Annotated in this window: 36 protein-coding genes; 35 read left to right on the forward strand and 1 reads right to left on the reverse strand. The window is 54.9% G+C overall.

The window, feature by feature from the left end; all coding sequences use genetic code 11:
- The 13 genes from RJ38_RS19035 to RJ38_RS02575 form a co-directional block, all read left to right on the forward strand.
- The coding region (locus tag RJ38_RS19035) for a hypothetical protein (protein WP_039017356.1) at nt 1-200 on the forward strand (200 nt) is incomplete at its 5' end.
- Entirely contained in the window at nt 193-846 is a 654-nt protein-coding gene (locus RJ38_RS02520) for a DUF3164 family protein (RefSeq protein WP_202903857.1), read from the forward strand. The genes RJ38_RS19035 and RJ38_RS02520, both read left to right, overlap by 8 nt.
- Nucleotides 847-848: 2 nt before the next feature.
- A complete protein-coding gene (locus RJ38_RS02525) occupies nt 849-1,289 on the forward strand; it encodes a regulatory protein GemA (protein ID WP_039017324.1) in 441 nt (146 codons plus the stop codon).
- Nucleotides 1,286-1,627, forward strand: coding sequence for a dATP/dGTP pyrophosphohydrolase domain-containing protein (locus RJ38_RS02530; RefSeq protein WP_052245139.1), 342 nt, complete (start codon nt 1,286-1,288; stop codon nt 1,625-1,627). Before RJ38_RS02525 ends, RJ38_RS02530 begins: the two co-directional genes overlap by 4 nt.
- A gap of 2 nt (nt 1,628-1,629) precedes the next feature.
- Nucleotides 1,630-2,016, forward strand: a complete 387-nt coding sequence (locus tag RJ38_RS02535; RefSeq protein WP_039017325.1) for a hypothetical protein — start codon at nt 1,630-1,632, stop codon at nt 2,014-2,016.
- A 101-nt stretch (nt 2,017-2,117) separates the two neighbouring features.
- Nucleotides 2,118-2,993, forward strand: coding sequence for an N-acetylmuramoyl-L-alanine amidase (locus RJ38_RS02540; protein WP_039017326.1), 876 nt, complete (start codon nt 2,118-2,120; stop codon nt 2,991-2,993).
- Nucleotides 2,990-3,517, forward strand: a complete 528-nt coding sequence (locus RJ38_RS02545; RefSeq protein ID WP_039017327.1) for a hypothetical protein — start codon at nt 2,990-2,992, stop codon at nt 3,515-3,517. Before RJ38_RS02540 ends, RJ38_RS02545 begins: the two co-directional genes overlap by 4 nt.
- On the forward strand, nt 3,514-3,861 hold the full coding sequence (locus tag RJ38_RS02550) for a DUF2730 family protein (protein ID WP_052245140.1): 348 nt from the start codon (nt 3,514-3,516) through the stop codon (nt 3,859-3,861). Before RJ38_RS02545 ends, RJ38_RS02550 begins: the two co-directional genes overlap by 4 nt.
- Nucleotides 3,858-4,157, forward strand: a complete 300-nt coding sequence (locus RJ38_RS02555; protein WP_039017328.1) for a VpaChn25_0724 family phage protein — start codon at nt 3,858-3,860, stop codon at nt 4,155-4,157. Before RJ38_RS02550 ends, RJ38_RS02555 begins: the two co-directional genes overlap by 4 nt.
- Before the next feature lie 2 nt (nt 4,158-4,159).
- The gene (locus RJ38_RS02560) at nt 4,160-4,696 is read left to right on the forward strand and encodes a phage protein Gp27 family protein (protein WP_039017329.1); all 537 of its coding nucleotides are present in this window, start codon (nt 4,160-4,162) and stop codon (nt 4,694-4,696) included.
- A 19-nt stretch (nt 4,697-4,715) separates the two neighbouring features.
- A complete protein-coding gene (locus tag RJ38_RS02565) occupies nt 4,716-6,161 on the forward strand; it encodes a phage terminase large subunit family protein (RefSeq protein WP_039017330.1) in 1,446 nt (481 codons plus the stop codon).
- On the forward strand, nt 6,161-7,648 hold the full coding sequence (locus RJ38_RS02570) for a DUF935 domain-containing protein (protein ID WP_052245141.1): 1,488 nt from the start codon (nt 6,161-6,163) through the stop codon (nt 7,646-7,648). The genes RJ38_RS02565 and RJ38_RS02570 overlap by 1 nt, the downstream gene beginning before the upstream one ends.
- A gap of 54 nt (nt 7,649-7,702) precedes the next feature.
- On the forward strand, nt 7,703-8,845 hold the full coding sequence (locus tag RJ38_RS02575) for a phage head morphogenesis protein (RefSeq protein WP_052245142.1): 1,143 nt from the start codon (nt 7,703-7,705) through the stop codon (nt 8,843-8,845).
- On the opposite strand, the gene RJ38_RS17945 is transcribed toward RJ38_RS02575, so the two are convergent.
- Nucleotides 8,846-9,868, reverse strand: a complete 1,023-nt coding sequence (locus tag RJ38_RS17945) for a Hint domain-containing protein (RefSeq protein WP_156121728.1) — start codon at nt 9,866-9,868, stop codon at nt 8,846-8,848.
- Between the two features lie 437 nt (nt 9,869-10,305).
- Here RJ38_RS17945 and RJ38_RS02585 point away from each other — a divergent pair, with 437 nt between their 5' ends.
- From RJ38_RS02585 to RJ38_RS02685, 22 genes are all read left to right on the forward strand, one after another.
- The gene (locus RJ38_RS02585; protein ID WP_039017331.1) at nt 10,306-11,265 is read left to right on the forward strand and encodes a phage protease; all 960 of its coding nucleotides are present in this window, start codon (nt 10,306-10,308) and stop codon (nt 11,263-11,265) included.
- Nucleotides 11,266-11,277: 12 nt separating this feature from the next.
- Nucleotides 11,278-12,189 (forward strand): Mu-like prophage major head subunit gpT family protein, encoded by a 912-nt coding sequence (locus RJ38_RS02590; RefSeq protein ID WP_039017332.1) that lies wholly within the window; start codon nt 11,278-11,280, stop codon nt 12,187-12,189.
- Between the two features lie 74 nt (nt 12,190-12,263).
- Nucleotides 12,264-12,641 carry a hypothetical protein gene (locus tag RJ38_RS02595; protein ID WP_039017333.1) on the forward strand — a complete coding sequence of 126 codons (378 nt, stop codon included), beginning with the start codon at nt 12,264-12,266 and terminating at the stop codon, nt 12,639-12,641.
- 30 nt (nt 12,642-12,671) lie between these two features.
- Nucleotides 12,672-13,118: a gp436 family protein gene (locus RJ38_RS02600; RefSeq protein WP_052245144.1), complete on the forward strand. Its 447-nt coding sequence runs from the start codon at nt 12,672-12,674 to the stop codon at nt 13,116-13,118.
- 1 nt (nt 13,119) lies between these two features.
- Nucleotides 13,120-13,566 carry a phage virion morphogenesis protein gene (locus RJ38_RS02605; RefSeq protein ID WP_052245145.1) on the forward strand — a complete coding sequence of 149 codons (447 nt, stop codon included), beginning with the start codon at nt 13,120-13,122 and terminating at the stop codon, nt 13,564-13,566.
- Nucleotides 13,563-14,078: a hypothetical protein gene (locus RJ38_RS02610; protein ID WP_039017334.1), complete on the forward strand. Its 516-nt coding sequence runs from the start codon at nt 13,563-13,565 to the stop codon at nt 14,076-14,078. Before RJ38_RS02605 ends, RJ38_RS02610 begins: the two co-directional genes overlap by 4 nt.
- Nucleotides 14,078-14,509 carry a phage baseplate assembly protein V gene (locus tag RJ38_RS17950; RefSeq protein ID WP_052245146.1) on the forward strand — a complete coding sequence of 144 codons (432 nt, stop codon included), beginning with the start codon at nt 14,078-14,080 and terminating at the stop codon, nt 14,507-14,509. The genes RJ38_RS02610 and RJ38_RS17950 overlap by 1 nt, the downstream gene beginning before the upstream one ends.
- A complete protein-coding gene (locus tag RJ38_RS02620) occupies nt 14,509-14,745 on the forward strand; it encodes a hypothetical protein (RefSeq protein WP_039017335.1) in 237 nt (78 codons plus the stop codon). Before RJ38_RS17950 ends, RJ38_RS02620 begins: the two co-directional genes overlap by 1 nt.
- A complete protein-coding gene (locus RJ38_RS02625; protein WP_039017336.1) occupies nt 14,742-15,122 on the forward strand; it encodes a GPW/gp25 family protein in 381 nt (126 codons plus the stop codon). Before RJ38_RS02620 ends, RJ38_RS02625 begins: the two co-directional genes overlap by 4 nt.
- Nucleotides 15,119-16,018 carry a baseplate assembly protein gene (locus RJ38_RS02630; protein WP_039017337.1) on the forward strand — a complete coding sequence of 300 codons (900 nt, stop codon included), beginning with the start codon at nt 15,119-15,121 and terminating at the stop codon, nt 16,016-16,018. The genes RJ38_RS02625 and RJ38_RS02630 overlap by 4 nt, the downstream gene beginning before the upstream one ends.
- Entirely contained in the window at nt 16,011-16,574 is a 564-nt protein-coding gene (locus tag RJ38_RS02635) for a phage tail protein I (RefSeq protein ID WP_039017338.1), read from the forward strand. The genes RJ38_RS02630 and RJ38_RS02635 overlap by 8 nt, the downstream gene beginning before the upstream one ends.
- Nucleotides 16,574-17,818: a phage tail protein gene (locus RJ38_RS02640; RefSeq protein WP_039017357.1), complete on the forward strand. Its 1,245-nt coding sequence runs from the start codon at nt 16,574-16,576 to the stop codon at nt 17,816-17,818. Before RJ38_RS02635 ends, RJ38_RS02640 begins: the two co-directional genes overlap by 1 nt.
- Entirely contained in the window at nt 17,818-18,354 is a 537-nt protein-coding gene (locus RJ38_RS02645; protein WP_039017339.1) for a DUF4376 domain-containing protein, read from the forward strand. Before RJ38_RS02640 ends, RJ38_RS02645 begins: the two co-directional genes overlap by 1 nt.
- 8 nt (nt 18,355-18,362) lie before the next feature.
- Nucleotides 18,363-18,758 carry a hypothetical protein gene (locus tag RJ38_RS02650; protein ID WP_039017340.1) on the forward strand — a complete coding sequence of 132 codons (396 nt, stop codon included), beginning with the start codon at nt 18,363-18,365 and terminating at the stop codon, nt 18,756-18,758.
- A complete protein-coding gene (locus RJ38_RS02655) occupies nt 18,755-19,060 on the forward strand; it encodes a hypothetical protein (protein WP_039017341.1) in 306 nt (101 codons plus the stop codon). The genes RJ38_RS02650 and RJ38_RS02655 overlap by 4 nt, the downstream gene beginning before the upstream one ends.
- Complete coding sequence (locus RJ38_RS02660) at nt 19,053-20,234, forward strand: phage tail sheath subtilisin-like domain-containing protein (RefSeq protein WP_039017342.1); 1,182 nt, start codon at nt 19,053-19,055, stop codon at nt 20,232-20,234. The genes RJ38_RS02655 and RJ38_RS02660 overlap by 8 nt, the downstream gene beginning before the upstream one ends.
- Before the next feature lie 56 nt (nt 20,235-20,290).
- Entirely contained in the window at nt 20,291-20,788 is a 498-nt protein-coding gene (locus tag RJ38_RS02665) for a phage major tail tube protein (protein WP_039017343.1), read from the forward strand.
- Nucleotides 20,789-20,873: 85 nt separating this feature from the next.
- Nucleotides 20,874-21,188 (forward strand): phage tail assembly protein, encoded by a 315-nt coding sequence (locus RJ38_RS02670; protein ID WP_039017344.1) that lies wholly within the window; start codon nt 20,874-20,876, stop codon nt 21,186-21,188.
- 26 nt (nt 21,189-21,214) lie between these two features.
- Entirely contained in the window at nt 21,215-21,346 is a 132-nt protein-coding gene (locus RJ38_RS18405) for a GpE family phage tail protein (protein ID WP_082005603.1), read from the forward strand.
- Between the two features lie 5 nt (nt 21,347-21,351).
- Nucleotides 21,352-24,144: a phage tail tape measure protein gene (locus tag RJ38_RS17955; protein WP_052245147.1), complete on the forward strand. Its 2,793-nt coding sequence runs from the start codon at nt 21,352-21,354 to the stop codon at nt 24,142-24,144.
- A complete protein-coding gene (locus RJ38_RS02680; protein ID WP_039017358.1) occupies nt 24,141-24,566 on the forward strand; it encodes a phage tail protein in 426 nt (141 codons plus the stop codon). Before RJ38_RS17955 ends, RJ38_RS02680 begins: the two co-directional genes overlap by 4 nt.
- Entirely contained in the window at nt 24,563-24,766 is a 204-nt protein-coding gene (locus tag RJ38_RS02685) for a tail protein X (RefSeq protein ID WP_039017359.1), read from the forward strand. The genes RJ38_RS02680 and RJ38_RS02685 overlap by 4 nt, the downstream gene beginning before the upstream one ends.
- Nucleotides 24,767-24,768 lie beyond the last annotated feature (2 nt).

The following is a 24,768-nucleotide window of genomic DNA, read 5'->3' on the forward strand; positions in this document are numbered from 1 at the left end:
ACGTGTTTCCTGATGGATTGAAAGTTTACCGCAAGTCACTGGATTATACGGTGCCAAAATCTGTGCGCGCCATGATCCTTCCCTATGCCAAACGGCGCAAGATGAGCGTGTCTGATCTGGCCGCCAAACTCATCACCACAATCGCGGAAGATGAACTTATCGACGCTGTGCTGGATGATGGGAAACAAACCTATGTCTGATCTTACTCTCTCCCCGATGTCCCAAAAACAGGAACTTAAAATGACCCCCGAAGGATATATGCAAGACGCGCAGGGCGCGCTGATCCCCCTGACGAAAGTAAAGCCGGAACATAAGCTTGAGGATGAGGTGGTGCGCCGCCTGAGTTGCGGGGCCATGTCCCTGCGTGATGCCTTGGCGGCGTTCCGGGAAACGGTCTTGGATGAGGCCTGGGCATTTCGCGATCTGGTGTTGGAAAAATATGAGGCGCGCAAAGGTGGTGCCAAGGGAAACATGACTTTGCGTAGCTATGATGGCACGCTTGAATTGCAGGTTTCTGTGTCTGACAGCCTGTCATTTGGCCCGGAATTAGACGCCGCAAAAGCCCTGATTGATGCCTGCGTTGAGCGCTGGTCTGTTGGCAGCAATGACAACATGCGCGTGTTGATCAATCATGCGTTTCAAGTGAACAAAGCGGGTCGGATTGATACTGGGCGGGTGCTGGGTTTGCGCAAGCTGGATATCACGGATGAAGACTGGAAACGCGCGATGGAGGCGATCTCTGACGCGGTGCGCGTTACCAGTTCTAAAACCTATGTGCGGTTCTATTCTGTCGATCCTGACAGTGGCGATAAAAAGCCCATCCCACTTGATCTGGCGGGGGTGTGATTATGAGCATTCGTTCCTTGCAAAAACTGGTGCATGTCGGTTGTCGTGAACTTGGTCTTGATGCGGATACACGGCGTGATCTGCAATTGGTGACCACGGGCAAATCGTCCATGTCTGATATGTCTGAGGCTGAGTTGAACAAGCTTGTGGGTGAGTTGAAAGTGCGCGGGTTTCGCCCGACTGATCGCAGTGCAAAGCGTCCCGCCTCTGATCGCCCAGATATCCGATTTTGTCATGTTATGTGGCGTCTGTTGCATGAAGCAGGCGTTGCCAAAGTGGCCGGTGCAAAAGGCTTGAATGCCTTTGTGCGGTCCCGGTTTGAGAAGACTTGGGGCCATGTGCCGCTTGATATTGATCACCTGCGCGAACCGGCCCAGATCCGGGCGGTGGTAGAAGCGCTGAAAGATTGGTGCGCCCGCGCTGGCGTGGAGCTTTCAAAATGAAAGATATTTATACAGCGCATGCCGAATGGTCAGAGAAAACTTTCGGTTCAGATCGGGGACCACTTGGCCCCTTAAAGCACTTGATTAAAGAGGCTGAAGAAGCAGCCGAATGTCCTGAAGATCCGCATGAATTTGCTGATTGTATCTTTTTGGTTTTTGATGCGGCCCGGCGCGCTGGTCATGATTATGACGCGCTTGCGCAAGCTATGTTGGAAAAATTGGAAATTCTCAAGCGTCGCCAATATCAGAAGGTTGCCGATGGAGAGCCCAGCTTTCATATCAAGAAAGCAGTCGATGTGCGAGCCGCGTTATCTGATAAAAAAGGTTCAGGTGCCTGAACATGCGTGAGGCGTTCAAACCATATCTGCCGGGTGTTCTGGCGTATATCGCTGAGGAAATCAGCGTGGATGTGGCGGTGCGCCTTGCGGAAACCCGTGGCGGGCGTGAGGTCTATATTCCACATTCGCCAAATGAGGACTGCAAATTGGCCGGGCTTGTTGGCATCACCGCTGCCCGTCAGCTGTCTAACCTGTTGGGCTGCGGCACTTTGCTTGTGCCCTGCGGCAATATCGGCGGCGCAAATGGGCGTCGTGCGCGTATTGAGGAACTTTGGCGGCTTGGCCTGAGCCAGCCCCGGATAGCTGCAGAGGTTGACGTTCATACCCGAACTGTGGAACGGGTGGTGCGCAGCCTTAAAGATGATCGCCAGTCTGATCTCTTTTCATAATCCCTTTTAAATAGCCTTTCAACCATGACCCCGACACCTGTCGGGGCGCTTATTGCATGCAGGTTTTGCGAAGCTCAATCCAAACGGACGGAGCCCCCGCAATGCAATTTAAAAACCAGATATTGGTTGATCATCCCTTTAATGCTGCACGCTGGACCGGGGGAGAAATCACCCCGGAAATCGTCGTTCTGCATGACACGGCCAGCCGCCTTGATACGGGCTCTGCCGCGCGCTTCCTGCGAGACAATGAGGCCAAGGTCTCTGTGCATTTTGTCGTGGAAATTGATGGCACCGTGACGCAACAAGTGCCGATTGATCGCCGCGCCAATCATGCGGGCAAATCCCATTATCACGGGCGCGATCATTGCAATGGGTTTTCCATCGGCATTGAGATCGTAAACCCGGGGCGCATGACGCGTGCAGGATCCAATGCACGCACATGGTTTGGCCAGCTTTTTGATATTGAGGAACATGGCATTCAGGACATCACCACGCCGGAACATGGCGCGGGTCTTTGGATGCCATATCCTGAGCCACAGATTGATGCAGTTCTGGAATTATTGCAGGCGCTGTTTGGCGCAAGTGCTGACCTCAAAGACATTGTGACCCATTGGTATATCTCGCCGGGGCGCAAGATGGACACCAACCCACTATTCCCACTGAGCCATATCAAAGCACGTGTTTTGGGGCGTGATGATCCGGCTGAGGATGCGGCAGATGGACAATCCACCGCCCTCACAGATACCAATCAACTCATTCAAGTGGATGCGCCCGGCGACACGTTGAACCTGCGCCGCTGGCCATCCTTCAATCCCAACACCATCGCCCAGATCCCGGATCAAGCCATCTTGCCAGTCCTGCGCAAAGGCACGTTCAACGGGCGCGATTGGGCGCAAGTTCTTTACGGCGGCCAGACTGGTTGGATTGTCGCCCGCTACGCCGCCGAAATTACATTTGAAACAGGACCAAAGACATGAAGAATTCTGTCATTAAAGACATCATTGCCACCGTCGCCCCGACATTGGCCACGGCCCTTGGTGGCCCTTTGGCGGGTGTTGCCACACGCGCCATTGCTGCAAAAATCCTCGGGAAGGATGACGCCAGCTTTGCCGAGGTTGAGGCGGCCATCACCGGCGCAAGTGGTGCTGATCTCGTGCGGTTGAAAGAACTTGAATATGAGTTCAAAGCCCAGATGGAAGAGGCTGACATTAAGCTTGAAAGCATTGCTGCAGATGATCGCAACAGTGCCCGCCAGCGCCAAGTGCAGATGAAAGATTGGACGCCCTCAGTGCTTGGCCTTGCCATCATCATCGGGTTCTTTGGTGTGCTGGCTTATATCTTTCGCTTTGGCCTGCCCGCTGAGGGCAGTGAGGTGCTTTTGATCATGATGGGCGCGCTTGGCACAATGACCAGCCAGGTGGGAAATTTCTTCTTTGGGTCATCCTCTGGGTCCAAATCTAAGGACGCGGTGATTGCGGATTTGAAAGGGGCGCAAGGGTGAACCTGGATCTCGACACGATTATCAAACTGGCCAGCCTCGGGTTATCACTCGGGGCTGTTGTCTTCACCTTCTTTGCCACGCGCAAGAAAGATGTGGAACACCGCTTTGAGCTGGGCCGCAAGACATTCGCGGATCATGAATTGCGGATCGCAGCGATGGAAACCGCGCAACTCAACATGCCCAAAAACACGGATTTGCACCGGCTGGAATTGACCCTGTCGGAAATCGGTGGCGACATGAAAGCCCTGCGCGCCACCATGCGCGGCATGTCTGAAAGCATGGCCCGCACTGAGGCCATTGTGAACCGCCACGAAACCCATTTACTTGACGGAGGCAAATCATGAGCGCCTATCAAAAGACCGTGGCCAAACATCGCCGCCTTGCCATTCTGCGCCACCTTGAGGGGTGTCAGGAATATACGTCCAACGCCTCAATCCTCGGCGATGTTCTTAAGGGCGTGGGCGTTGCATCTACACGCGACCAGATCGTGACAGAACTGGCATGGCTGCGGGAAAACGGCATGGCCACCTATGATGATGGCGCTGATTTTGTGGTCGTCACGGCCACCATGCGCGGCGTTGAGCTGGCCACAGGGGCCGCACGTCATCCCGACATTCAACGCCCATCCCCGCGAGGCTGATCATGCCACCGGTACGCAAAATTGACCTGCTCCCCCGCGAGCTGCGCCTTTGGCTTCAAGATGAGCTGAAGGAACGCGGCTTTGCGGGCTATGAGGATCTGGCGGAAAGCTTGAATTTCCGCTTGGCTGAGGAAGGGCTTGAGCTGACCATCGGCAAATCTGCCCTGCACAGCTATGGCCAAGAATTCCAGACCTTCGCGAAGATGCAGGAACAGGCCTCAGATGAAATCCGTGGCTTTCTGGAAAAGGCCAGCTTGAAAGATGAGGTCGATGTGACCTCGGCCCTGTTCCAGCAATTGACCACGATTCAATGGCGGCTTCAGATGATGATGGCGACCACGGATGAGTTGCCTGATCCGCGTGGCATGAAAGATCTGACCTCAGCCCTCAATAACCTGATCCGGTCCACGTCTTTGCGCGATGGTATTTTGAAAGCTGAGCGCGCCGCCCAAGTGGAAAAACTGGAAACAGCGGTTGAGGCTGGCGATATCGAGGCGGAAGCCGCGCGCAAAGCCAAAGAAATCATGGGGTTCGGTTGATGCTGAACATGGTGGCGACGTGACCGATCCCGTCATTAAATTCCTGCCATATCAAAAGGCTTGGTTGGAAGATGATACCCGCTTCAAAATCGGCATGTTCACCCGACGTGGCGGCAAAACCTTTGGGGCCAGCGGTGAGATTGTTGAGGATTGCATTGATGCTGAGATTGCCAACACCAAAGCCCGCTGGACGATCTTGTCACGTTCTGAAGCCACGGCGAAAGAGGCGATTGAAGACGCTTTAAAACCCATGGTGAAGGCCTATTACGCGGCCTATTCAACATTGGCGCGCAAGGGTCGCCCAGAGTTCTCGGAAGAGGATTTCCACGTGCCTGCCCATAAACGCGAGGTGACCCAAAATGGTGATACTCATTTTGTTGATGTGGCTGAGGCGACATATAAAGCGCAGGAAGTGCGCTTTCCCGGTGGGTCGCGTGTGACAGCTATTTCAGCCAGCCCGGATGCGGCGCGTGGCTTTGGCGGCAATATGTTGTTTGATGAATTTGCCTTCCACCAAGACAGCCGCAGGATCTGGGGATCTGCCTTTCCGGTGGCGGCGCGTGGTGGTCATAAAATCCGGGTGATCAGCACGCCAAACGGCAAGGGCAATAAGTTCTATGAGCTGATGACCACGGCAGCCAATGGCTGGTCGAAACATCACGTTGATATCTATGAGGCCGTGAAACAGGGCCTTGATGTTGATATTGATGAGCTGCGTTCTGGCATGGCCGATGAGGATGCCTGGTCTCAGGAATTTGAGCTTAAGTGGTTGGACGCGGCATCCTCATGGCTGGATTATGATCTGATCTCAGCTTGTGAGCATCCACTGGCCGGGCACCCTGCGCTCTATCGCAAAGGCCCTTGCTTTGTTGGCGTTGATATCGCGGCGCGCAATGACCTCTTTGTTATCTGGGTGATGGAACTTGTGGGCGATCAGCTTGTGACCCGGGAAGTCATTGCCCGGCGTCGCATTAAATTTGCCGAACAAGATCGCCTGCTGGCCGATGTGTTTCGGCGCTATCATGTTGTGCGTTGCGCGATGGATCAGACGGGCATGGGTGAGAAGCCCGTGGAAGATGCCAAAGCCGCCCATGGCGAAGATCGCGTTGATGGCGTGATCTTTGGATCTGGCAGCAAGTTGGATTTGGCGACGGGTCTCAAGCAAAGCATGCAGGACCGCAAAAGTATGATCCCGGCAGGTGATCCAAATCTGCGCGCCGATCTTCATGCGATCAAATCTATGACTGGCCCCACGGGCATTCGTCGCCTTGTGGCGGATAGTGACACCGATGGCCACGCCGATAGGTTCTGGGCCATGGCGCTGGCCGTTGCCGCATCACAAACCACCTATCAACCCTATGTTTACCGCCCGGTCACGCCTGCGACGCTGCACCGCGTCCAGGAAGATCAGATCCGCCTGTTGAAACTGACTGCAGGATTTAAAACACGCAAAGGAATATGGTGATGGCCGTTCTCAATCAATATGGCCGCGCGTTTAAAAACCCGCTGCGCAAAAACCTTCTGACCCAAAAGGTCGCGGAACCCGGCATCACATCCATTCGTGATGCATGGGCCCCATCGGTGGCCTCGGGCCTGACACCGGCGCGGCTGGCGTCGATCTTGCAGGCAGCGGCTGAAGGTCAATTGCATGACTATCTGGTGCTGGCCGAGGAAATGGAAGAACGCGATCCGCATTATGCCTCTGTGCTTGGGGTGCGCAAACGTAAGGTGTCCAGCGTAGTGCCAACGGTCACGCCTGCTTCAGATGATGCGCGTGATGTAAAGATTGCCGATGATGTGCGCGAACATTTGGCCCAGCACGACGGCTTTGCGGATCTGGTGGAAGATATGCTGGATGCGCTTGGCAAAGGCTTTTCCCAGGTGGAACTTTTATGGGGGCGTAGCAAAGACAAATGGTGGATTGATGAGTTCATCTATCGTGACCCGCGTTTCTTTATGTTTGATCGCGACACTGGGCGCGAGGTTCGGTTGATTGATCAGGAAGACATGGTGGATGGCGTGCCGCTTGCGCCGTTCAAATGGATCAGCCACCAAGCCCGCCTGAAATCAGGCCTTGCTGGTCGCGGTGGTTTAGCGCGTCTCGTGGCCTTTGGCTGGATGTGCAAAAGCTACACCACAAAGGATTGGATCGCCTTTATTGAAACCTACGGTTTGCCACTGCGCCTTGGCCGTTATGGCCCCAGCGCCACGCCTGAAGATGTCGAGATCCTGTTTCGTGCTGTGGCCAATATCGGCACCGATGCGGCGGCGGTGCTGCCGGATAATATGCGCATTGATTTTGAACAGATTGCCAATGGCCCCGGCAATGACATTTTTGAAAAGCTGGCGCGTTGGGCCGATGAGCAAACCTCAAAGGCGGTGCTTGGTCAAACCATGACCTCAGACAGTGGCTCATCGCAGGCGCAGGCCAATGTGCATAATGAGGTGCGCCATGATGTGGCGGCCTCAGATGCGCGGTCTGTTTCGGGCACGTTGAACCGCGATCTTGTGCGTCCCTATGTTGATCTCAATCACGGGGTGCAGGCGCGTTATCCCAAGCTGCGGATCGTGATTGAGGAAGCTGAAGACGTCGACATGATCCTGAAGAATGCGGATCGGTTGATTGGCAAAGGCCTGCGGGTGAAGCAATCAGAACTACGCGCCAAACTTAGGTTCTCGGAGCCGGATGCCGATGATGAGGTGATGGGTGGCGCGCCTGTCAAGAAACCAACACCGGAAACTGAGGTGCAACATCGCAACCAAGCTGATGCGCCCAGCGTGGATATCAATGCTGCCATGGCTGAGCTGGAAGGCGATCTATCTTCGACTTGGGAAGATGTGCTGTCAGGTGTCTTAGATCCTGTGGTGGCGCTTTTGCAGAGTGCCACGGATTATGAGGAAGCGCAGAAAATGCTGACTGAGTCTTCCCGCAAATGGACAACCGCGCCTTGATTGAAAGCCTTGTGAAAGGTGCTGTAAAGGCCCGTGCATTGGGTGATCATCGGGATGACTGAGTTCACAGATAAGCCCGGATATAGTTTTAATCCCGGCCCGCCGCCTGAGGTATCAAAGTTCTTCCGCAACAAAGAATTGCTGCCCGCCTTTAGTTTCCATGATGTGGAACCGGAAGAACATGCGGTGGGCTTTACCGTCGCCAAGGCGATGAATGTGGATGTGTTGGAAAGCATCCAGGGTGCGCTGCAAAAGGCGATTGATGAGGGCATTCCTTATGATCAGTTTGCCCGTGAACTAAAGCCGCGCTTGCGTCGTCTGGGTTGGTGGGGCGTGAAGGATCAGATTGATCCGCTGACCGGCAAGGTTCAAAGCGTGCGGCTTGGATCGCCCCGCCGCCTGAAAACCATTTACCGCGCCAACATGAGATCCGCACGTGCTGCCGGGCAATGGGATCGCATCCAGCGCAGCAAACGTGCTTTGCCGTATCTGGTGTATTTACTGGGGCCAAGTGAGCGGCATCGCCCAACACACCAGGCCAAATCTGGCCTTGTGCTGCAGGTCGATGATCCATTCTGGCAGACGTGGTATCCGCCCAATGGTTGGAATTGCGCCTGTCACGTGCGCCAGATCACGCGCCGTGAGGCGGAAACCCGTGGGATCGGGCAAAGCCCCCGCATTCCAATGCGCGACACATTCAATCCGCGCACGGGTGAGATTAAGCCTGTGCCATCGGGTATTGATCCGGGTTGGGAAAGCAACCCCGGGCTGGTGCGTCAGCGTCATATGGAGCGGTTGCTGGCTGAGAAACTAGATGCGGCCACGCCCGACATTGCCCGTGTTGCCGCCCGTGACATGGCCACAAGCTGGCGCATGCAGCGGTTGCTTGATGGCAGTGCAAAGGGCTCTGTGTCGGTCGCGATGTTGCCCGAGGATCTGGCCCGTGCGATTGGCAGCCGGTCGCGTGTCGTCCAGGTCAGTGATGAGACGCTGGCGGGGATGAAAGAGGCTGGCGATGTGGTGGAGGTTGGTGATCTGGCTGGGATTGCAGATCTTGTGGAAACCGGGCGGGCCGTGGTTGCGGATGACGGCAAGGCGCTGGTTATTGAGGGGAGCGATGTGGGGCTGCGTGGGGTTAAGATTGAGAACGTGGGGGATGATGGGTTGAGGTTGGTGGGATTTGGAGCCTCAAATTGACTACGCTTTGCCTATTTCTGCGAGACATTTACCTTCAAAGGATCTTAGCATTGGTCGTGCGAGAGGAAGGGGGAATGCATTCTGAACGGCCAATTCTGGAAAGAGGAGCAGAATCTCTCTTTGCGTTTCGTAGTCTTGTCCCTGCAAGCTTTGAGAACTGGGAAAGAAGCTCTCACTCGGAGAGTTTTCAGCGTAGATTATCTCATGTTGATCGAACAACAGATGTATGTAGCAAACGCTGTCTTTTGGCTCTTTGAATATGGTGTCACCGTTGACCAGATCCTTTGCAGCTACAAATACCTGCTCTTCGGCAAATAAAAGTTCAGCCCGCCAATCAGAGATTAACATACGATGGTTTGGTGACACATACATTGTTCGCGTGTTACCCAGCGCGCCTTTGCTAATTCGTATAGGCGCAAAATTACCAGTGCCTGCCACCGTACGCGACCCAATCCAGCGTATAGTCTGGAGATTATGATCCATCGTCACGACTTTATCCCCAACGGTCAGAGACTGAATGGGTACATTCCCGAATTCGGTCATGATTAAGGTATCGCGTGTGAAGCAAGTGATTATGTCATCGTAATTCAGACGTGGAAGGACTGTAAGCCGGACAACTGCATATGTTTCGCCCGGGATTAGTACGAAATCAGTTACATAGCCTTGCAATGACGAAAAGGACCCAGAGTTTGCATTATGGAGATCATAGATCGAGCCGACGACATTACCGTTAGAGTCAGTGACACGGAACTGGTTCTCCGGATTGCTTGGAGTATTTGTAAATACAGTTCCATCTACGGTACCCGTCAATAATTGAGATGTAGGTGCTGCAAAGAAATTCCCTGGTGCGCCATCATTAAAGATATTGTTTTGAGAATCCGTATCCTCAAGAGTTACAGAGGTTGCCGCTGCAGTTGCTGAAGCTGTGAAAAAGCCTGTGTTGCTCAGAAATCCAAAGCTGTAATTGCTTTGCGTTATTCCCAGATCAGAAAGGGAGTACATTGAGAAAACACGCGTAGCCACTTTAATCTCCACATTGGTTAAGTGAGCGTAAGTGCCTAATCTTTACCGCACAAACCGTAACTTGCGTTATCCCACTACGTGGAATTATTACAAATTGGCCGCCGATACTGTAATTTTGGTATTTCTATCATAACTGATCTACCTCTCTCTAAGAGGCCTATTGATAATACCTTATTATGGCGACACACGTTTCAAGTTATGTGCAGCCGCATCCAGCCCCCACCTTCGCCGTTAAAAGGTGTTTAAAAGGGTCTGTGGCGCGCTTGCGGAATTTTCCGGGGCGTCGTAGCCTTTTGGCAGGGATCGCGCTCTGTGGCTTATTTCTGAGACCTTAGGTTTCGGCGCGCGATTATTCCTTTTCCCTTACTTTCAGATTATTTCTGACCCCGACACTTGTCGGGGCGCTTTTCCTTGCGCGGGTTTGGCATTGTCGCCACATGGATACTGATCAGACCCCTTTAGAAATCTTAGAGCTGAACTTTGCAGAAGGCGATCTGCCGGAGTGGGTTCAGCTTATTCCGGCAGGCCCGGGCATTCGCGGCATTGATGGCCGTGTTTGGACGATGAATGACGCGGGTGCGGTGGTTGATACCTTCCGCAACCGTGGCATTGATCTGCCAATTGACCTTGAACATGCGACCCAGATTAAGGGCGCGCGTGCGGAAGCGGCACCGGCCATGGGCTGGATCCATGAGATGGAAGCGCGCGCAACCGGTCTCTGGGGCCGCGTCAAATGGAATGAAGATGGCGAAGCGCTGCTGCGTGCGCGTTCTTATCGCTATCTGAGTCCCGTGTTTTCCGCTGCCAAACGCACAGGTTCCGTGTCGCGCATGGTTTCTGCGGGTCTGACCAATAATCCCAACTTAGATCTTGTTGCCCTCAATCGTGACGGCGCTGAAAAGGAGAACACCCTGATGGACAAAGATGTCCTTGAGGCGCTCGGCCTCAATTCCGATGCAACGCCTGCGCAAGCTGTGACTGCGATCACTGCGTTGAAAGCGGCAGAAACCACAGCCATGAACCGGGCGCAGACGCCTGATCCGACATTGTTTGTGCCGCGCGCTGACTTTGAACTGGCTTTAAATCGCGCTTCACAGTTTGAAGCGGCTGAGACTGAGCGCGAAGAACTGGCGATCAATACCGCCCTTGATGATGCGGTGACTGCGGGCAAGATCGCACCGGCCAGCCGTGATTATCATCTGGCGTCTTGTCAGGCTGAAGGCGGGCTTGCGCGTTTCCAAAGCATGATCGCGGCGTCCCCTGTGATCGCGGGTGGCAGCGGCCTTGATGGCAAAAACCCCGACGAAAACAAAACCACAAAATTGACCGGCGATGAGCTGGCCGTCTGCACTGCCTTGGGCATGTCAGAGGCTGATTTCATCGCAGGCAAATCCTAGGAGTAATCTGCCATGATGGTCACCCCCGCCATTCTTACCGCCCTTCAGGTCGGTTATAAAAAGAACTTTCAAGACGCGTTCACAGCGACGCGCCCGGATAGCGACTACAATCGCGTTGCCACCACGATCACCTCAACCTCAGCCTCTGAGACCTATGGTTGGCTCGGCAAGTTCCCCAAAATGCGGGAATGGGTTGGCGCGCGTGCGGTCAAAGATATGAAAAGCCATAGCTATTCCATCGCCAATAAAGACTTTGAGGCCACGGTCAGTGTTGGTCGCAATGATATTGAGGATGACAACCTTGGGATCTACGCGCCATTGTTTCAGGAAATGGGTGTCAGTGCCGCGCAACAGCCGGATGATCTGACCTTTGGCCTGATGGCACAGGGCCGCAGTGAACTTTGCTATGACGGGCAGTATTTCTTCGACACGGATCACCCGTCTTTCGATGAAGCTGGTGCCGCAACTGCCGTGTCCAATGTGGATGCTTCAGGCCTTGGCACCAATCCCTGGTGGTATCTTGTGGATACAACCCGGCCTCTCAAACCCATGGTGCATCAAGAGCGCAAGAAACCTGAATTTGTCTCCCACACCGATCCGAACCACTCAGATCATGTCTTCCACAACAAAGAATTCCTTTACGGTGTCGATGCGCGCAGCAATGTGGGCTTTGGTCTGTGGCAGATGGCCTATGCCTCCAATGCCGCCCTTGATGGCGACAGCCTGGACGCGGCGATTGAAGCGATGCGCCTGCTTAAAGACAGCAATGGTCGCCCATTGGGCATCAAGCCAAGCCTGCTGGTAGTTGGTCCAAAACTACGGTCGCAAGCCAATAAAACCGTGAAGGTGATGTTGGGCGATGGTGGTGCATCCAATGCCAATTACAACGCGGTTGATGTTCTCGACACCTCCTGGCTGACCTAATCCAGCGCAAGAATTGACATAGGGCGGGCCATCACGGCCCGTCAATCTCTCCCCATTTTCTGAAAGCAGATCCCATGATCCCCACAGGACCCGTTCTCATTGCCGCGCGCGCTGCCACTGGCTTTTGGCGTTGCGGTAAACAATTCAGCAAAGCCGGTGTGATTGCTCAGGTGAAAGACTTCACGGATGAGCAATGGCTGCGCCTCACAGGTGAGCGCATGCTGATCATCAAACCCGCCTCTGATGCCGATGCGGCAGAATTGCAAGATCGTGCCACGCAGATCTCTGAAGCGATCCAAACGCTGAGCCCGGAAGATTTCCAGAAAGACGGCAAGCCCCGCGTTGATGCGCTGAATGCGCTGTTGTCGGATGATCTCGGCAAGATCTCAGCTGCTGAGCGTGATGCGGTGTGGGCAACAATCTTGCCCGCTGACGACAGCACCGAAGACTAATTTCCACACCCCAGAGAACGGACCTTATCCATGGCCTATGCCAGTCAGGCAGATATCACACTGATCTATTCCGAGGATGCGCTTTATGTAGCGGATCGGGATGGCGATGGTGTGGCCGATGCCCCGGCGATTGCGCGGGCCATGGATCTCGCCTCTGGGGAAATCGACAGCTATATTGGTGCGCGCTACAGCCTTCCGCTGGCAAACGCACCTGCGATCCTGATGCAGTTCTGCGTCGATATCGCGGTCTATCGTCTGGCCTTGTCGCGCGACGTGCTGACCGAAGAACACCGCCGCCGTTATGAAGATACAATCAAGCACCTCAAAGATATTGCGCGCGGCACGGCGGCATTGATTATGCCCGGCGCAACGTCTGGAAACCCAACACCCGGCACCACGGCACCAGCTCGCCCGCAACCGATTGTATCCGGTGGCCCGGAGCGCATCTTCACCCGTGCCAAAATGCGGGGGCTTTGAGATGTCAGGCATTGCTCTTTCTCTGACAGCACCCGGTCTTGATGACGCGATCCGCAGGCTTGCGCGATTGCAGGGTTTTGAAATGGCGCAGCTGGCTGATGATGCCGGGACACTTTTGGAAAGCTCTGCCAAGAACCGATTTGAAACCAAGGAAGCGCCCGATGGCACGCCCTGGGCGGAATGGTCTGAGGCTTATGATGAGACCCGCAATCATGACAAACATTCGCTTTTGGTTGGGGAAAACAACCTGCTCGAAAGCGTGCAAAGCTATACCCAGGGCAGCGATGTCACCGTGGGTTCAAACCTGATTTACGCCGCTCATCACCAGCTTGGCGGTGAAGAGATTGGCAGCGGTATGCCTGAGCGTCCCTATCTTGGCATGTCATCTGATGATGTTGAAGATCTGCGCGATCTCGTGACCGCCCATATGGACGGGACCCTGCAATGAGCGCCGCCCCCGATACACTTTCAAACCTGCCACAGATCATTTGTGATGAGGTCAGCATCCGCTTGCCGGATCTCAAAGCCTGCAAACCACATGCCGGAAAATTCTCGCTGGAAGAGCTGAAGAAAAGCGGCCTCACGTCACCTGCCGTTGTGATCTCAACACTTGGGGCCAAACAGGGTGAAGGTTACGCCGGACATTCCACTGAGTTCCTGCTTTCAATGGCGGCTTATGTCGTGTGCAAAGATGCGCTTGGCCTGCAACGTGATCTGGCGGCCGCCAATATCTGCCAGGTGTTGCTGGAATTGGTGCCCGGAAAAAACTGGGGTAATCCAGCCTGTGGTCAGGCGCAAGGCGTGGCGATGCACACGCTGATCTCAGCCAAAAGCAAAGACAGCGGCGTCTCGCTTTGGGCGGTGACCTGGAACCAACCGATCACGTTTTTCCAATCCAGCCCGGCACCGCTTGGCGCGCAAATCTATGTCGGTGGCACGCCGATCAGCGGGGCAAGCTGATGTCATATGCCGATTCAGAAGCAGATCGCCGGATTGCCAATATTATTTCCGTGGGCCGCGTCACGGCTGTGGACCCTGCCAAATCTGCGGCGCGTGTGCAGATCGGGGATCTTCTCACGCCGTTTATTCAGGTGGGGCAACTCAGCGCCGGTGCGATTCAATTCTGGTGGATGCCAAGTGAGGGCGAACAAGTCGTGGTCGCCGCACCTTCAGGTGACATGGCGCAGGCGATGATCATTTGCTCAATCTATGCAGGCAATGCCCCCAGTTCAGATGCCGGCACGCCAATGATCAATCTCAATGGCGGCGAGATCCACGTGAACGGCACGATGATTGTTTCTGGTGACGTGATCGCCAGCGGTGTCAGCCTTGTTCACCACACGCATTCCGGCATCAAACCCGGTCCCGCAAATACAGGAGAACCCAACTGATGGAAAAACCACAGGACTATATCGCAAATGCTGACGGCTGGATTGCTGGCAAATGGTGCGCCAAGGGCACGTCCCTGCGGATGACCGCACATGCGGCCAAATATGAACAGGTGACACTGGCCTCAGACGCAAGCCCCAAAGTTGAGCTGACCGGCGCGCTGGATGATCCTTTGGTCAAATCCACAGGCCTTGCCGCAAAAGCTGCAACCGAAACCAAGAAACGTGCGCGCAAATGAACATTGCTGTCAGCACAGGCATGGATCGCCAGACGGGGCGTAGGATCACGGGGGATGCGCATTTGGCGCAATCCATCGCTGACATCCTCACCACGCCCAAAGGCACGCTGGTTATGCTGCGTGATTATGGTTCTGACCTGCCTGACATTATTGACCAGCCCATCAATGGCGAAACTCTGATTGATGTCTATCAGGCAACTGCTGAGGCGCTGGATCGATGGGAGCCGCGCCTGAAGCTTGAGCGCGTGCAGATCACCCAAGCCCGCGCTGGCTTTGCCGAACTTGAACTGAGCGCTGAGGTCACCGGCGACAGCCGTGTGCTGCCGGTCGCGGTGGATCTCGTCAATAATCCCTTCAATACTGGGGGCGCGTCATGAGCCGCTTTTCTCAGGTCGATCTCTCAAAACTGCCCGCGCCGGATATCATCAAACCCGCCGCATATGAGGTCTTACTGGCCGATATGAAGCTTGAGGCCATTCAAGCCATGCCTGAACTTGCACCGTTTCTGGCACTGGAAAGTGAACCTGTCAGCAAACTGTTGCGGGTCTGTGCATGGTTTCGGTTTTTGGATCGCTTAGAGTTCAATGACGATGCACGCGGTTGCATGTTGGCGCTGGCGACTGGTCCCAATCTTGATGGCTTGGCGGCCTTTTGGGGCGTGGAACGTCTGATCATTCAGGCCGGGGATGATCAGGTGGACCCGCCGATCCCTGAGATCCTGGAAGATGATGCCGCCCTGCGTGCGCGCACCCAGCTTTCGCTTGAAGGTCACACATCTGCGGGCACAATCGGGGCTTATATTTTCCATGCGATCTCTGCCGATGGTGCGGTGAAAGATGCCGCTGTCAGCCGCCCCGCGCCGGGTGAAGTTGAGGTTGCTGTGCTGGCCCATGGTGGTGATGGCACCCCCTCTGCAGCACTATTGGCATTGGTTGTGGATGTGCTGGATGAGACCCGCCCGCTGTGTGATCTCGTGACTGTAAAAGCCGCTTCAATCACTCTTTACAGCATTGAAGCCGTGCTGACTTTGATGCCCGGCGCTGACAGTGCGCAGATCCTCGCGGCAGCCCAGGCTGAGGTTGCTGAGTTCATCGCGGTCCATCACAATCTTGGCCATGACATCACCCGGGCGGGTTTAACGGCGGCGCTGTTTCGGCCCGGTGTGCAGAATATTGATCTGATTGTGCCTGCCGTTGATCTGGTGATTGCACCGGATGAGGCTGCGTTTTGCGGTGCGGCCCCGATCCTGACGGTTGGGGGCTTTAATGTCTGATAGCATTTTGCCCCCCAATGCCACCCGTGTTGAATTGGCTTGCGAACGTGGCATTGCCGTGAGCCGTCCAGATCTCACGCCTGTTGCGGCTTTGATGAACCCAGACACATGCCCGGTGCATTTGCTGCCTTGGCTTGCTTGGGCGCTGTCTGTGGATTTTTGGGATAGCGGTTGGAGCGAGGAAACCAAACGCGCATCCATTCGTGAATCTGTGAGCATTCACCGCGTCAAAGGCACGCTGCAATCTGTCAGGCGCGCCCTGAAGGCTGCGGGTTATGGCGACGCCACAGTGGTTGAGCGTTACGGCTATGAAACCTACGACGGCGCATACAAATATGACGGATCAATCACGTATTCCGAGCCTGATCATTGGGCAGAATATCGCGTTTATCTGACTCGCCCGATTACGATTGAGCAGGCTGCGCAGGTGCGCGCCATTCTGCGCCTAGTGGCCCCAGCACGGTGCCACCTAAAGGGCTTATTCTTCACCGAAGCCCTGAATTCTTACAATGGCCGCATCACCTATGACGGCTCATATACTTATGGAGTTGCCTGATGGCTGATCTTGTTGAAATTGCTGAATTTACACCTGGAATTTTCCAAGTCGAAACAAGCACTGCCGTCATGGGAGGGCCACCTAATCTTGCGACAAAGACAGGTGGCCCGAATATTGCAGCCCAACAGCTTGCGAACCGGACGCTCTATAACAAGCAAGAAATTGAGGCTCTGAAATTGGCACTTGGGAATATTGACGTCTCTGCCCAGATCAATGCGGCTATTGCTGCTTTGGTCAATGGTGCGCCTGGTGCGTTGGACACGTTGAATGAACTGGCCGCTGCGATTGGCGACAATGAAAGTGAACTGGCTGCGTTGTTGGCGCAGATCGCCGCGTTGTCTACCAAAGTCGATGGCGCAGGGGTGCCAATCGGTCAAGTTTCGGGCTTCCATTCAAGCGTTGCGCCTGCGGGTTGGGTGGTCTGTGACGGTTCCGCAGTCACGGCACTTTACCCTGATTTGCGCACGCATCTTTTGGCGCAACCCGGTGTGGTGACCGATGTCATTGGTAATCCGCTTTTGCCGGATTATCGCGGTGAATTCATGCGCGGCTTGGATGCTGGGCGTGGTGTGGATACGGGGCGCGTGTTGGGATCGGCACAGAGTTGGGCAATCGAAAACATTGTTGGTACTTTTGACGGAAATGTTAATGATAACAATTCCATCAAAACGGGCACGTTTTACGTACAGTCTACGTCAGTCACTGGCAGTGGCAGCGACGGTGTTGCGGGTGGCGGTAGCGTTGGCTTTGATGCGTCACGTACTGTTCAAACATCAAATGAAACTCGCCCGCGTAATATCGCGGCCTTATTCTGTATGAAAGCTGCTGATCAGGCTTTAACCGGGGGCATGGCTGATCTCGCACAACTTTTGACCAGCGTGGCAACACAGGCAGAGGCTGAAGCTGGCGTTGATGACACAAAAGTCATGACCGCCTTAAAAGTAGCGCAAGCTCTGACCAATGCAGGCTTTGCATTATCTGAACATGTGTTTGGCGTCGGTCAGACCCGAACGGATGTCACGGGACTGCGGCCAGCCAATCTTTCCATCCATAACAACACACCAAAGATGCGGCACATCCTTTTTGAGGCGAATTCAAACACCACACTATCCACATCTGTTGATGGGGTGGTTTGGGTGTCTCATCCTCTGGTCAACGCATATGATCAAGGGTCATTTTTTGTGATGCCATGGGAACATTACAAAGTTAACAAAACCACATCCACATTCTGGGAGATCAGCTGATGCTGTATTATTTTTTCCATTCCTCCAAAGGCATGTGGGCAGTAGTATCGGAACCAACCCCTGATCTTTTGGCCTCATATCCTGAGGGAACGATCGCGCTTCCTGGGAGACCATCTGATGATCATCAATGGAATGATGTTGCTGGTGAATGGCAACATGTAGCGCCGCTTGTATCGGGTGCTGATATTGACGCGGAACGCAACCGGCGCATCACGGCAGGCTTCAACTTTGAGGGCCATATCTTCCAGGCCGACCCTGAAAGCCTTGCCAATATCACGGGTGCCACCACATCGGCCATTGGTGCGTTGATGGCAGGCAAGGCAGGCGATGATGTCAATTGGGCAGACCCCGCCACGCCTTTTGTGTGGCTGGCTGCTGACAACACGCTGGTGCCCATGGGACCTGCGCAAGTCGTGGCTTTTGGCAATGCCGCCATGGCCCATAAATCGCAACACATCCATGCGGCGCGGGTTTTGAAAAACACGAACCCAATCCCCGCTAACTTTGCGGATGACAACTTTTGGGGTGCGGTCTGATGCAGAGTATGAGCCGCCCATCATTCCATGATTTAACCACGCAACAACAACGCCAGTTCGGCAATGGTGTTGGGCCGTACTGGTTGCCTAATAACATGCGCAATCTGATCACCAAAACCGCGAGCTGGTTCTTTAAAGATGCAAGCTGGCGTCACCATGATTTTGGCTATGCCGTTGGCGGTGATCGTTGGGATCGGGCGCGCTGTGATTGGAAGTTCTTCACGGCCATGCTGCGCGATGCGGTCTCACAACCCGTGGTCTGGTCACTAATTGCCGTGCCTGCAGCGCTTTTGATCAGCGTTGTTTTATTCCTTGCCGTGCGCATTGGCGGGCAGTTCGGATCGTTTGAATATCGCGACAGCTACGCCAGCCTTGAGGATGTGATTGGGGGATACCGCACATGAGCCTCATATCTCGCATCTTCAAGAAACTGGCGCGCCGCAAACGCAAAACAGGGACGTTGCGCAAATCCGTGTTTCGACCTGGGCGCAACAGAATGAACGACACTGCGGCAACGCTGTGGCAGCGCAAATATCGCTTTCGGGAAACGCCCGCTGTGCGCGCCGGAACAAAGAGACGCTACGTCCGCGAGCGCAAAACCCGGCGTCATATCTCACGCAAAAAAGGGGCGCTATTTTTCATGAGCTGCACTGATCCAAACCAAGAAACCCACTTTTACAAAACCATAGGAGGCATCCATGCCTGAACAATTTCTTCACGGGGTTGAGGTCATCCAAGTTGATGACGGCATTCGCCCCATTCGTATTGCAAAAAGCTCAGCAATTGGCTTCGCAGGAACCGCGCCAGATGCCCCTGAAGGCTTCCCTCGCAACGAACCCGTGCTGATTAAGGGGCCGCGTGATGCGGCTCAACTCGGCTCGGGAGGAACACTCAAAGATGCCTATATGGCAGCATATCAGAATGGTGCTAGTGAAGTTGTGGTCAGCCTCGTACCTGAAGGTTCAAGCGCTGCAGAAACAATGGCTAACGTTGTTGGCGATCCTACGGCGGGGACCGGCGTATGGGCCTTGCAAAACGCAGGCAATAAATTGGACATCGTCCCACGTATTAATGCTGCGCCAGGGTTCACAACTGGATTACCTGCCGATGGGGTAAATCCAGTGGTTTCAAACTTGATTACTATTGGTGACAATACGCGTGCCATCGTTGTTAAAGATGGCCCAAATACTACAGAAGAAGACGCGAAGTTGGATCGGCAAAACTACGGTTCTGACCGTTTGCTGATCGTTGATCCTGCTGTGCGTGTGTTTGATACGGATTCTGCCGCCTATACCACGCGGCCAAACTCAGGTTATATTGCTGGGTTAATCGCCAAACGTGACGTCGAAAAAGGTTTCTGGTGGTCACCTTCCAACCAAGTGATCCGTGGGATCTCTGGTACTGCAAGGCCTGTCAGTTTTCATCTGTCTTCATCTGCAACTGAAGCCAATCGCATGAATGAGGCCGAGGTTGCCACCATCGTGCGCCGAAATGGCTTCCGCCTGTGGGGTAATCGAAGCACCAGTGCTGATGCACAATGGGCCTTCCTCTCTGTGCGGCGCACAGCTGACATTATCTATGAGAGCATTGAGCAAGCGCATCTTTGGGCAATGGATCGTCCAATGTCTGCCCAACTGATCATGGATATTCGTGACGGCGTGCAAGCGATGGGGCAACAATTGATCAATTCCGGCGCATTGCTTGGGTTCAATTGCTGGCTTGATCCTGAACTCAACACAGAGACCACGTTGAAATCAGGCAAGCTCTATATCGATTTTGATTTTGAGCCACCGGCACCGCTGGAACACCTGATTTTCCGCGCCCATCGCAATGGCACTTACTATGATGAGCTGATCTCAGATGTGAGTGCTGCCGCCTAACAATGGGGGCGCATGCAGCGCCCTTTCAATTCCCGTAATTTATAAGGATATGCGAGATGCAATACCCGCGTAAAATTCGCAACTTCAGCGCCTTTATTGATGGCGTCAGCTATGCTGGCCGCGCGCTTGAGGGCAAACTGCCAGAGCTTAAACTGCAACTGGCCAGCCACCGGGGTGGTGGCATGGATGGCCCCATGGCCCAGGACATGGGCATGGAAGCTATGAAGGCCGAAGTGACCCTGGCCGATTGGCCGCCTGAGCTGATCAAAATGTTTGGCACACGCCAACGCATGACCCTGCGCCCCGGCGCCATGGGCGAACATGATTTTTCCGCAGACAGCTTTGTTGCCACCATTGGCGGGCGTTGGTCGATGGTCAACTTCAGTGATCTCAAACCGGGCTCTGATGTGCCCCTGAAACTCACGCTGGAAGTCGATTGTTTTCGCATGCTGCATAATGGCGATGAGCTTTTTGAAATCGACATCGAGGCGGGCAAACGCGTGATCGGTGGCGTCGATCAGCTTGCTCAAATCCGTGCGGCCATGGGTCTCTGATCACGCGCCCAATCTGACTTTCCCAACATCTTCAGGCGGCATGTGATCGCCTGATTAAACCCTCTTTCAAACTGGATTAAATCCCATGTCAAACGTCACCAAAATGAACACTGTCGCCCTTGCCACCGCTGTCGAGATCGACGGCAAACAGGTCTCAGAAATCTCCCTGCGCAAACCTTCCAGCGGTGAGCTGCGTGGGCTTTCCCTCGTGGATATCATGCGCATGGAAACCAACACCATGATCAAGCTGCTGCCGCGTATCACGCAGCCGCCATTGTCGCCCGCCCAGATCGGCGCATTGGATCCTGCAGACCTCACGGATCTCGCGGGGAAGACTGTGCTTTTTTTCGTGAAGAAGAGCCAGTTGGAGGGACAGGTTCTGGAACTGGAAGCGAATTAAAACTCCCCGATGATGTTGAAGAGGCGATGGCTGACATCGCCTCTGCCTTCCATTGGTCGCCTGCTGACATGGACACAATGGCCGTGGAAGAGCTCGCCCGCTGGCGTGAAAAAGCCCGCGCCCGCCATGAAGCCCAGAACGCCACAACACAGGACTAACTCCCATGGCCACCGGCAATCTCAATGTTGCGATGATCTTAAAACTGGTCGATCAGGTCTCGGGGCCAGCGGCGGGGGCTGTAAGTGCTTTGCGCGGCATTGGTGCGGCGACGGAACAGGCCGGGCGCGCTGGTGTGGCTTGGTCAAATGAACAGCTCGCCGCCAACCAAGCCCGCATGCAAGGATTGCAATCGCAAGCCCTTGGCATCGCCGCCACGGGGTATGCGTTTTATCAGGCTTTAAAGCCCGCGATTGAGTTTGAAAGCGCCATGGCCGGTGTCTCGAAAGTCGTGGATTTTGACAGCCCGGACGGCCTTGCCCAGATGCAGGAAGACATTCTCGCCATGACCACATCCGGCGCGCTCCCCATAGCCGCCGAGGGCATTGCGGCAATCATTGAGGCGGCAGGTCAGGCCGGTGTGGTTGATTCAGCGCTGCCCGATGATGAGGAACGCGCCCAGCTTATTGCATTTGCGCGCGATGCGGCCCAGATGGGCGTGGCCTTTGATATCTCAGCCGAGCAATCCGGCGCATCCATGGCGCAGTGGCGCAAGGCAATGGGGCTGAGCCAATCGCAAGCGCTTGGCCTTGGGGATGCAATCAACCACCTCTCAAACAACATGAATGCAAGCGCGCCGGATCTTGTTGAGATTATCAGGCGTCAGGGGGCTGTGGCGCAATCCGCAGGTCTGGCTGAGGTTGAGATCGCTGCACTTTCGGCGGCCTTTCTATCCGGTGGGGCCAGCCCTGAGGTTGCTGCGACAGGTATGAAAAACTTCCTTGGCGCGCTGACTGCAGGTGAGGCTATGACAGCCCGTCAAAGCGCGGTGATGCAGACCTTGGGTTTTGACGCGGTAGAACTGTCACAACGCATGCAGGTGGATGCCAAAGGCGCAATCATTGAGGTGATGGAAGCCCTTTCTGAGTTGCCTGCACATGCACAGGGCGCGTCTCTGAGCCAATTGTTTGGTGAAGAAAGCAAAGGCGCGATTGCACCGCTTTTAAATAATATCACACTTGTCAGCGAAGCCCTCGGGCTGGTTGGGGATGAGAGCTTGTTCGCGGGGTCGATGCTGGAAGAATACGCTAAGCAATCAGAGACCACGGCCAATGCGCTGAACCTGACCAAAAACTATGTGACGGGCCTGTCAATTGCGGCGGGCAGTATTTTGCTGCCGGAGCTAAACCAACTGTTGGCGACCGTGCAGCCGGTGATCTCTATGATCACGCAATGGGCTGAGGCACACCCTGAACTGATCTCGCTGATCGCCAAACTGGCGGCGGGTATTTTGGTGATGAAGGTTGCCTCACTGGCCCTACGCTGGACCTTATTTTCTGCCCTAACACCCATTTTGCATTTGATCCGGGCCGGGTCTTGGCTTCTGATGATCCTGCCGATGCTTGGCCGTGGTATCCTCGCTTTGCTCAATCCAATGAAGCTCGTGCGCGGTGCCATGATCGCCCTGCGTTACGCCTTCATTGCCAGTGGCATTGGCGCGATCTTGGTTGGTGTCGCCATGGCGGGCGTCTGGATTTACAACAACTGGTCTGGCCTCAAATCCTTCTTCACTGGCTTTTGGGTGGCGTTTCGCGAGGCCCTTGGCCCGGCAGCGCCGATGCTGGACGGCATCATTGAAAGCGCCAAATCGCTTTGGACATGGTTCACCAATCTTTTGGGGCCACTTGATGCCAATGCGCAGACTTGGACAGGTTGGGGCACGGCGGCGGGCACGGCCATTGGTGGCGTCGTGACGGCGGTTATGAATTGGACCGGCGTATCCAGTGAGCTGATCACCACCATCGCGGGGGTTTACGGCGGGTTTCTGGCTTTGCGTTTGATTTGGAAACTGCCCCTTAGCCCTCTGCGTTTGGCCGGTCGCGCCATTGGTTGGATTGCCAAGGGGCCGTTGATTTGGGCGATGCGTGCGGTTGGTTTACTGTCGCGTGCTTTCCTGCGCTTGGGGATCATGGTCATGGCCAATCCCATCGGCCTTGTGATCGCATCCGTCGCGGCTCTTGCTTTTGTTGTTTATCAGAATTGGGACAAGATTGTTGCCTACTTCACAGATAAGGTGGAGGTCATCCGCGCGGCCTTTGATGAGGGGCTTCTACAGGGTGTGTTGACCAGCATGGCCGAGCTAAACCCCTTCACACTTATGACCGACGTCATGAAAGGCTTGGTCGTCTATGTGATGGATTTGCTTGGCGTACCGGATGAAATCACTACCGCCTTTTCTGAGTTCAGTCTCTGGGATACCGGTGTCAATCTTTTGCAGTCGCTCTGGGATGGGATGGCTTCTATCGTGGAAAATATGACGGCCTCGATCTCGGCAAAGATTGCCTCCCTCAAGCCACAATGGCTGACCGATCTGCAGAACTGGGTTGGGGGCGATGACAGCACCAGCGCCGAGCCAGGGCGCGATCGTGGTGGCCCTGTGCGCGCGGGCGTTCCTTATATGGTGGGTGAACGTGAACCCGAGCTTTTTGTGCCCGGTGTTTCCGGTTCCATCCTTCCAGCCCGCGCGATGAAAGCCGCCATGGCGGCCAGCATGATGGCGGCACCTGCAGCCGCCGCCCCAAATCAAGCCGAGATCTTGCAATCTGTGGATCAACGCCCGGCGATCTCAGCACCTGCATCGGGTCAGCAGATCATTCGCCAGGGCGACCAAATCTGCATCACCGTGCAGGCCGCACCCGGCATGGATGCGGCAGAGGTGGCGCGTGAAGTTGAACGCCAGCTTGCCCGTCGCGCAGATGCCCGCCGTGGTGATTTACATGACGGGGGGATGTTTGAATGAACCTTGGTTTTGTCATGATGGCGCTTGGGGCGTTTCGCTTTGGCATGGCGGGCGGGGCCTATCAGACGTTTTCGCGCAGCGCATCTTATCGCTGGAGCAAAGTGAACCGCATTGGCCGCACGCCAGCCCTGCAATACGCGGGGCCGGATGCGCAGGAAGTGACAATTGAAGGCGTCATCTATCCGCATTTTAAGGGCGGGTTGCATCAAGTTGAACTGATGCGCCTGCAGGCTGGCTTGGGCAAGCCAATGATGATGGTGGACGGGCTCGGCTGGGTTTGGAACCGCTGGGTGATCACCCGTGTGGAAGAACGCAAAAGCGTGTTTCTGCGCGATGGGGCCCCACGCAAGATTGAGTTCACCGTGACTCTGCAGGCCTATGGCCAAGACGGGGCGATATCGCTGATTGAGAGGCTCTTATGACCCCGTATCGCACCAAAGACGGTGACATGATTGATGCCATTTGCAAGGCGCATTATGGATCTGAAACCATGGCGGAAGCGGTCTATGAGGCCAATCCCGGGCTGGCGGCCATGGGATCACTTTTGCCCATGGGCGTGGTGGTCTTGCTGCCAGAACGCACGCCAGAACCCGTGCGCCAACCCATTCGGCTGTGGGGCTGATC

Source organism: Halocynthiibacter namhaensis (assembly GCF_000812685.1).
GTDB classification, from domain to species: domain Bacteria; phylum Pseudomonadota; class Alphaproteobacteria; order Rhodobacterales; family Rhodobacteraceae; genus Halocynthiibacter; species Halocynthiibacter namhaensis.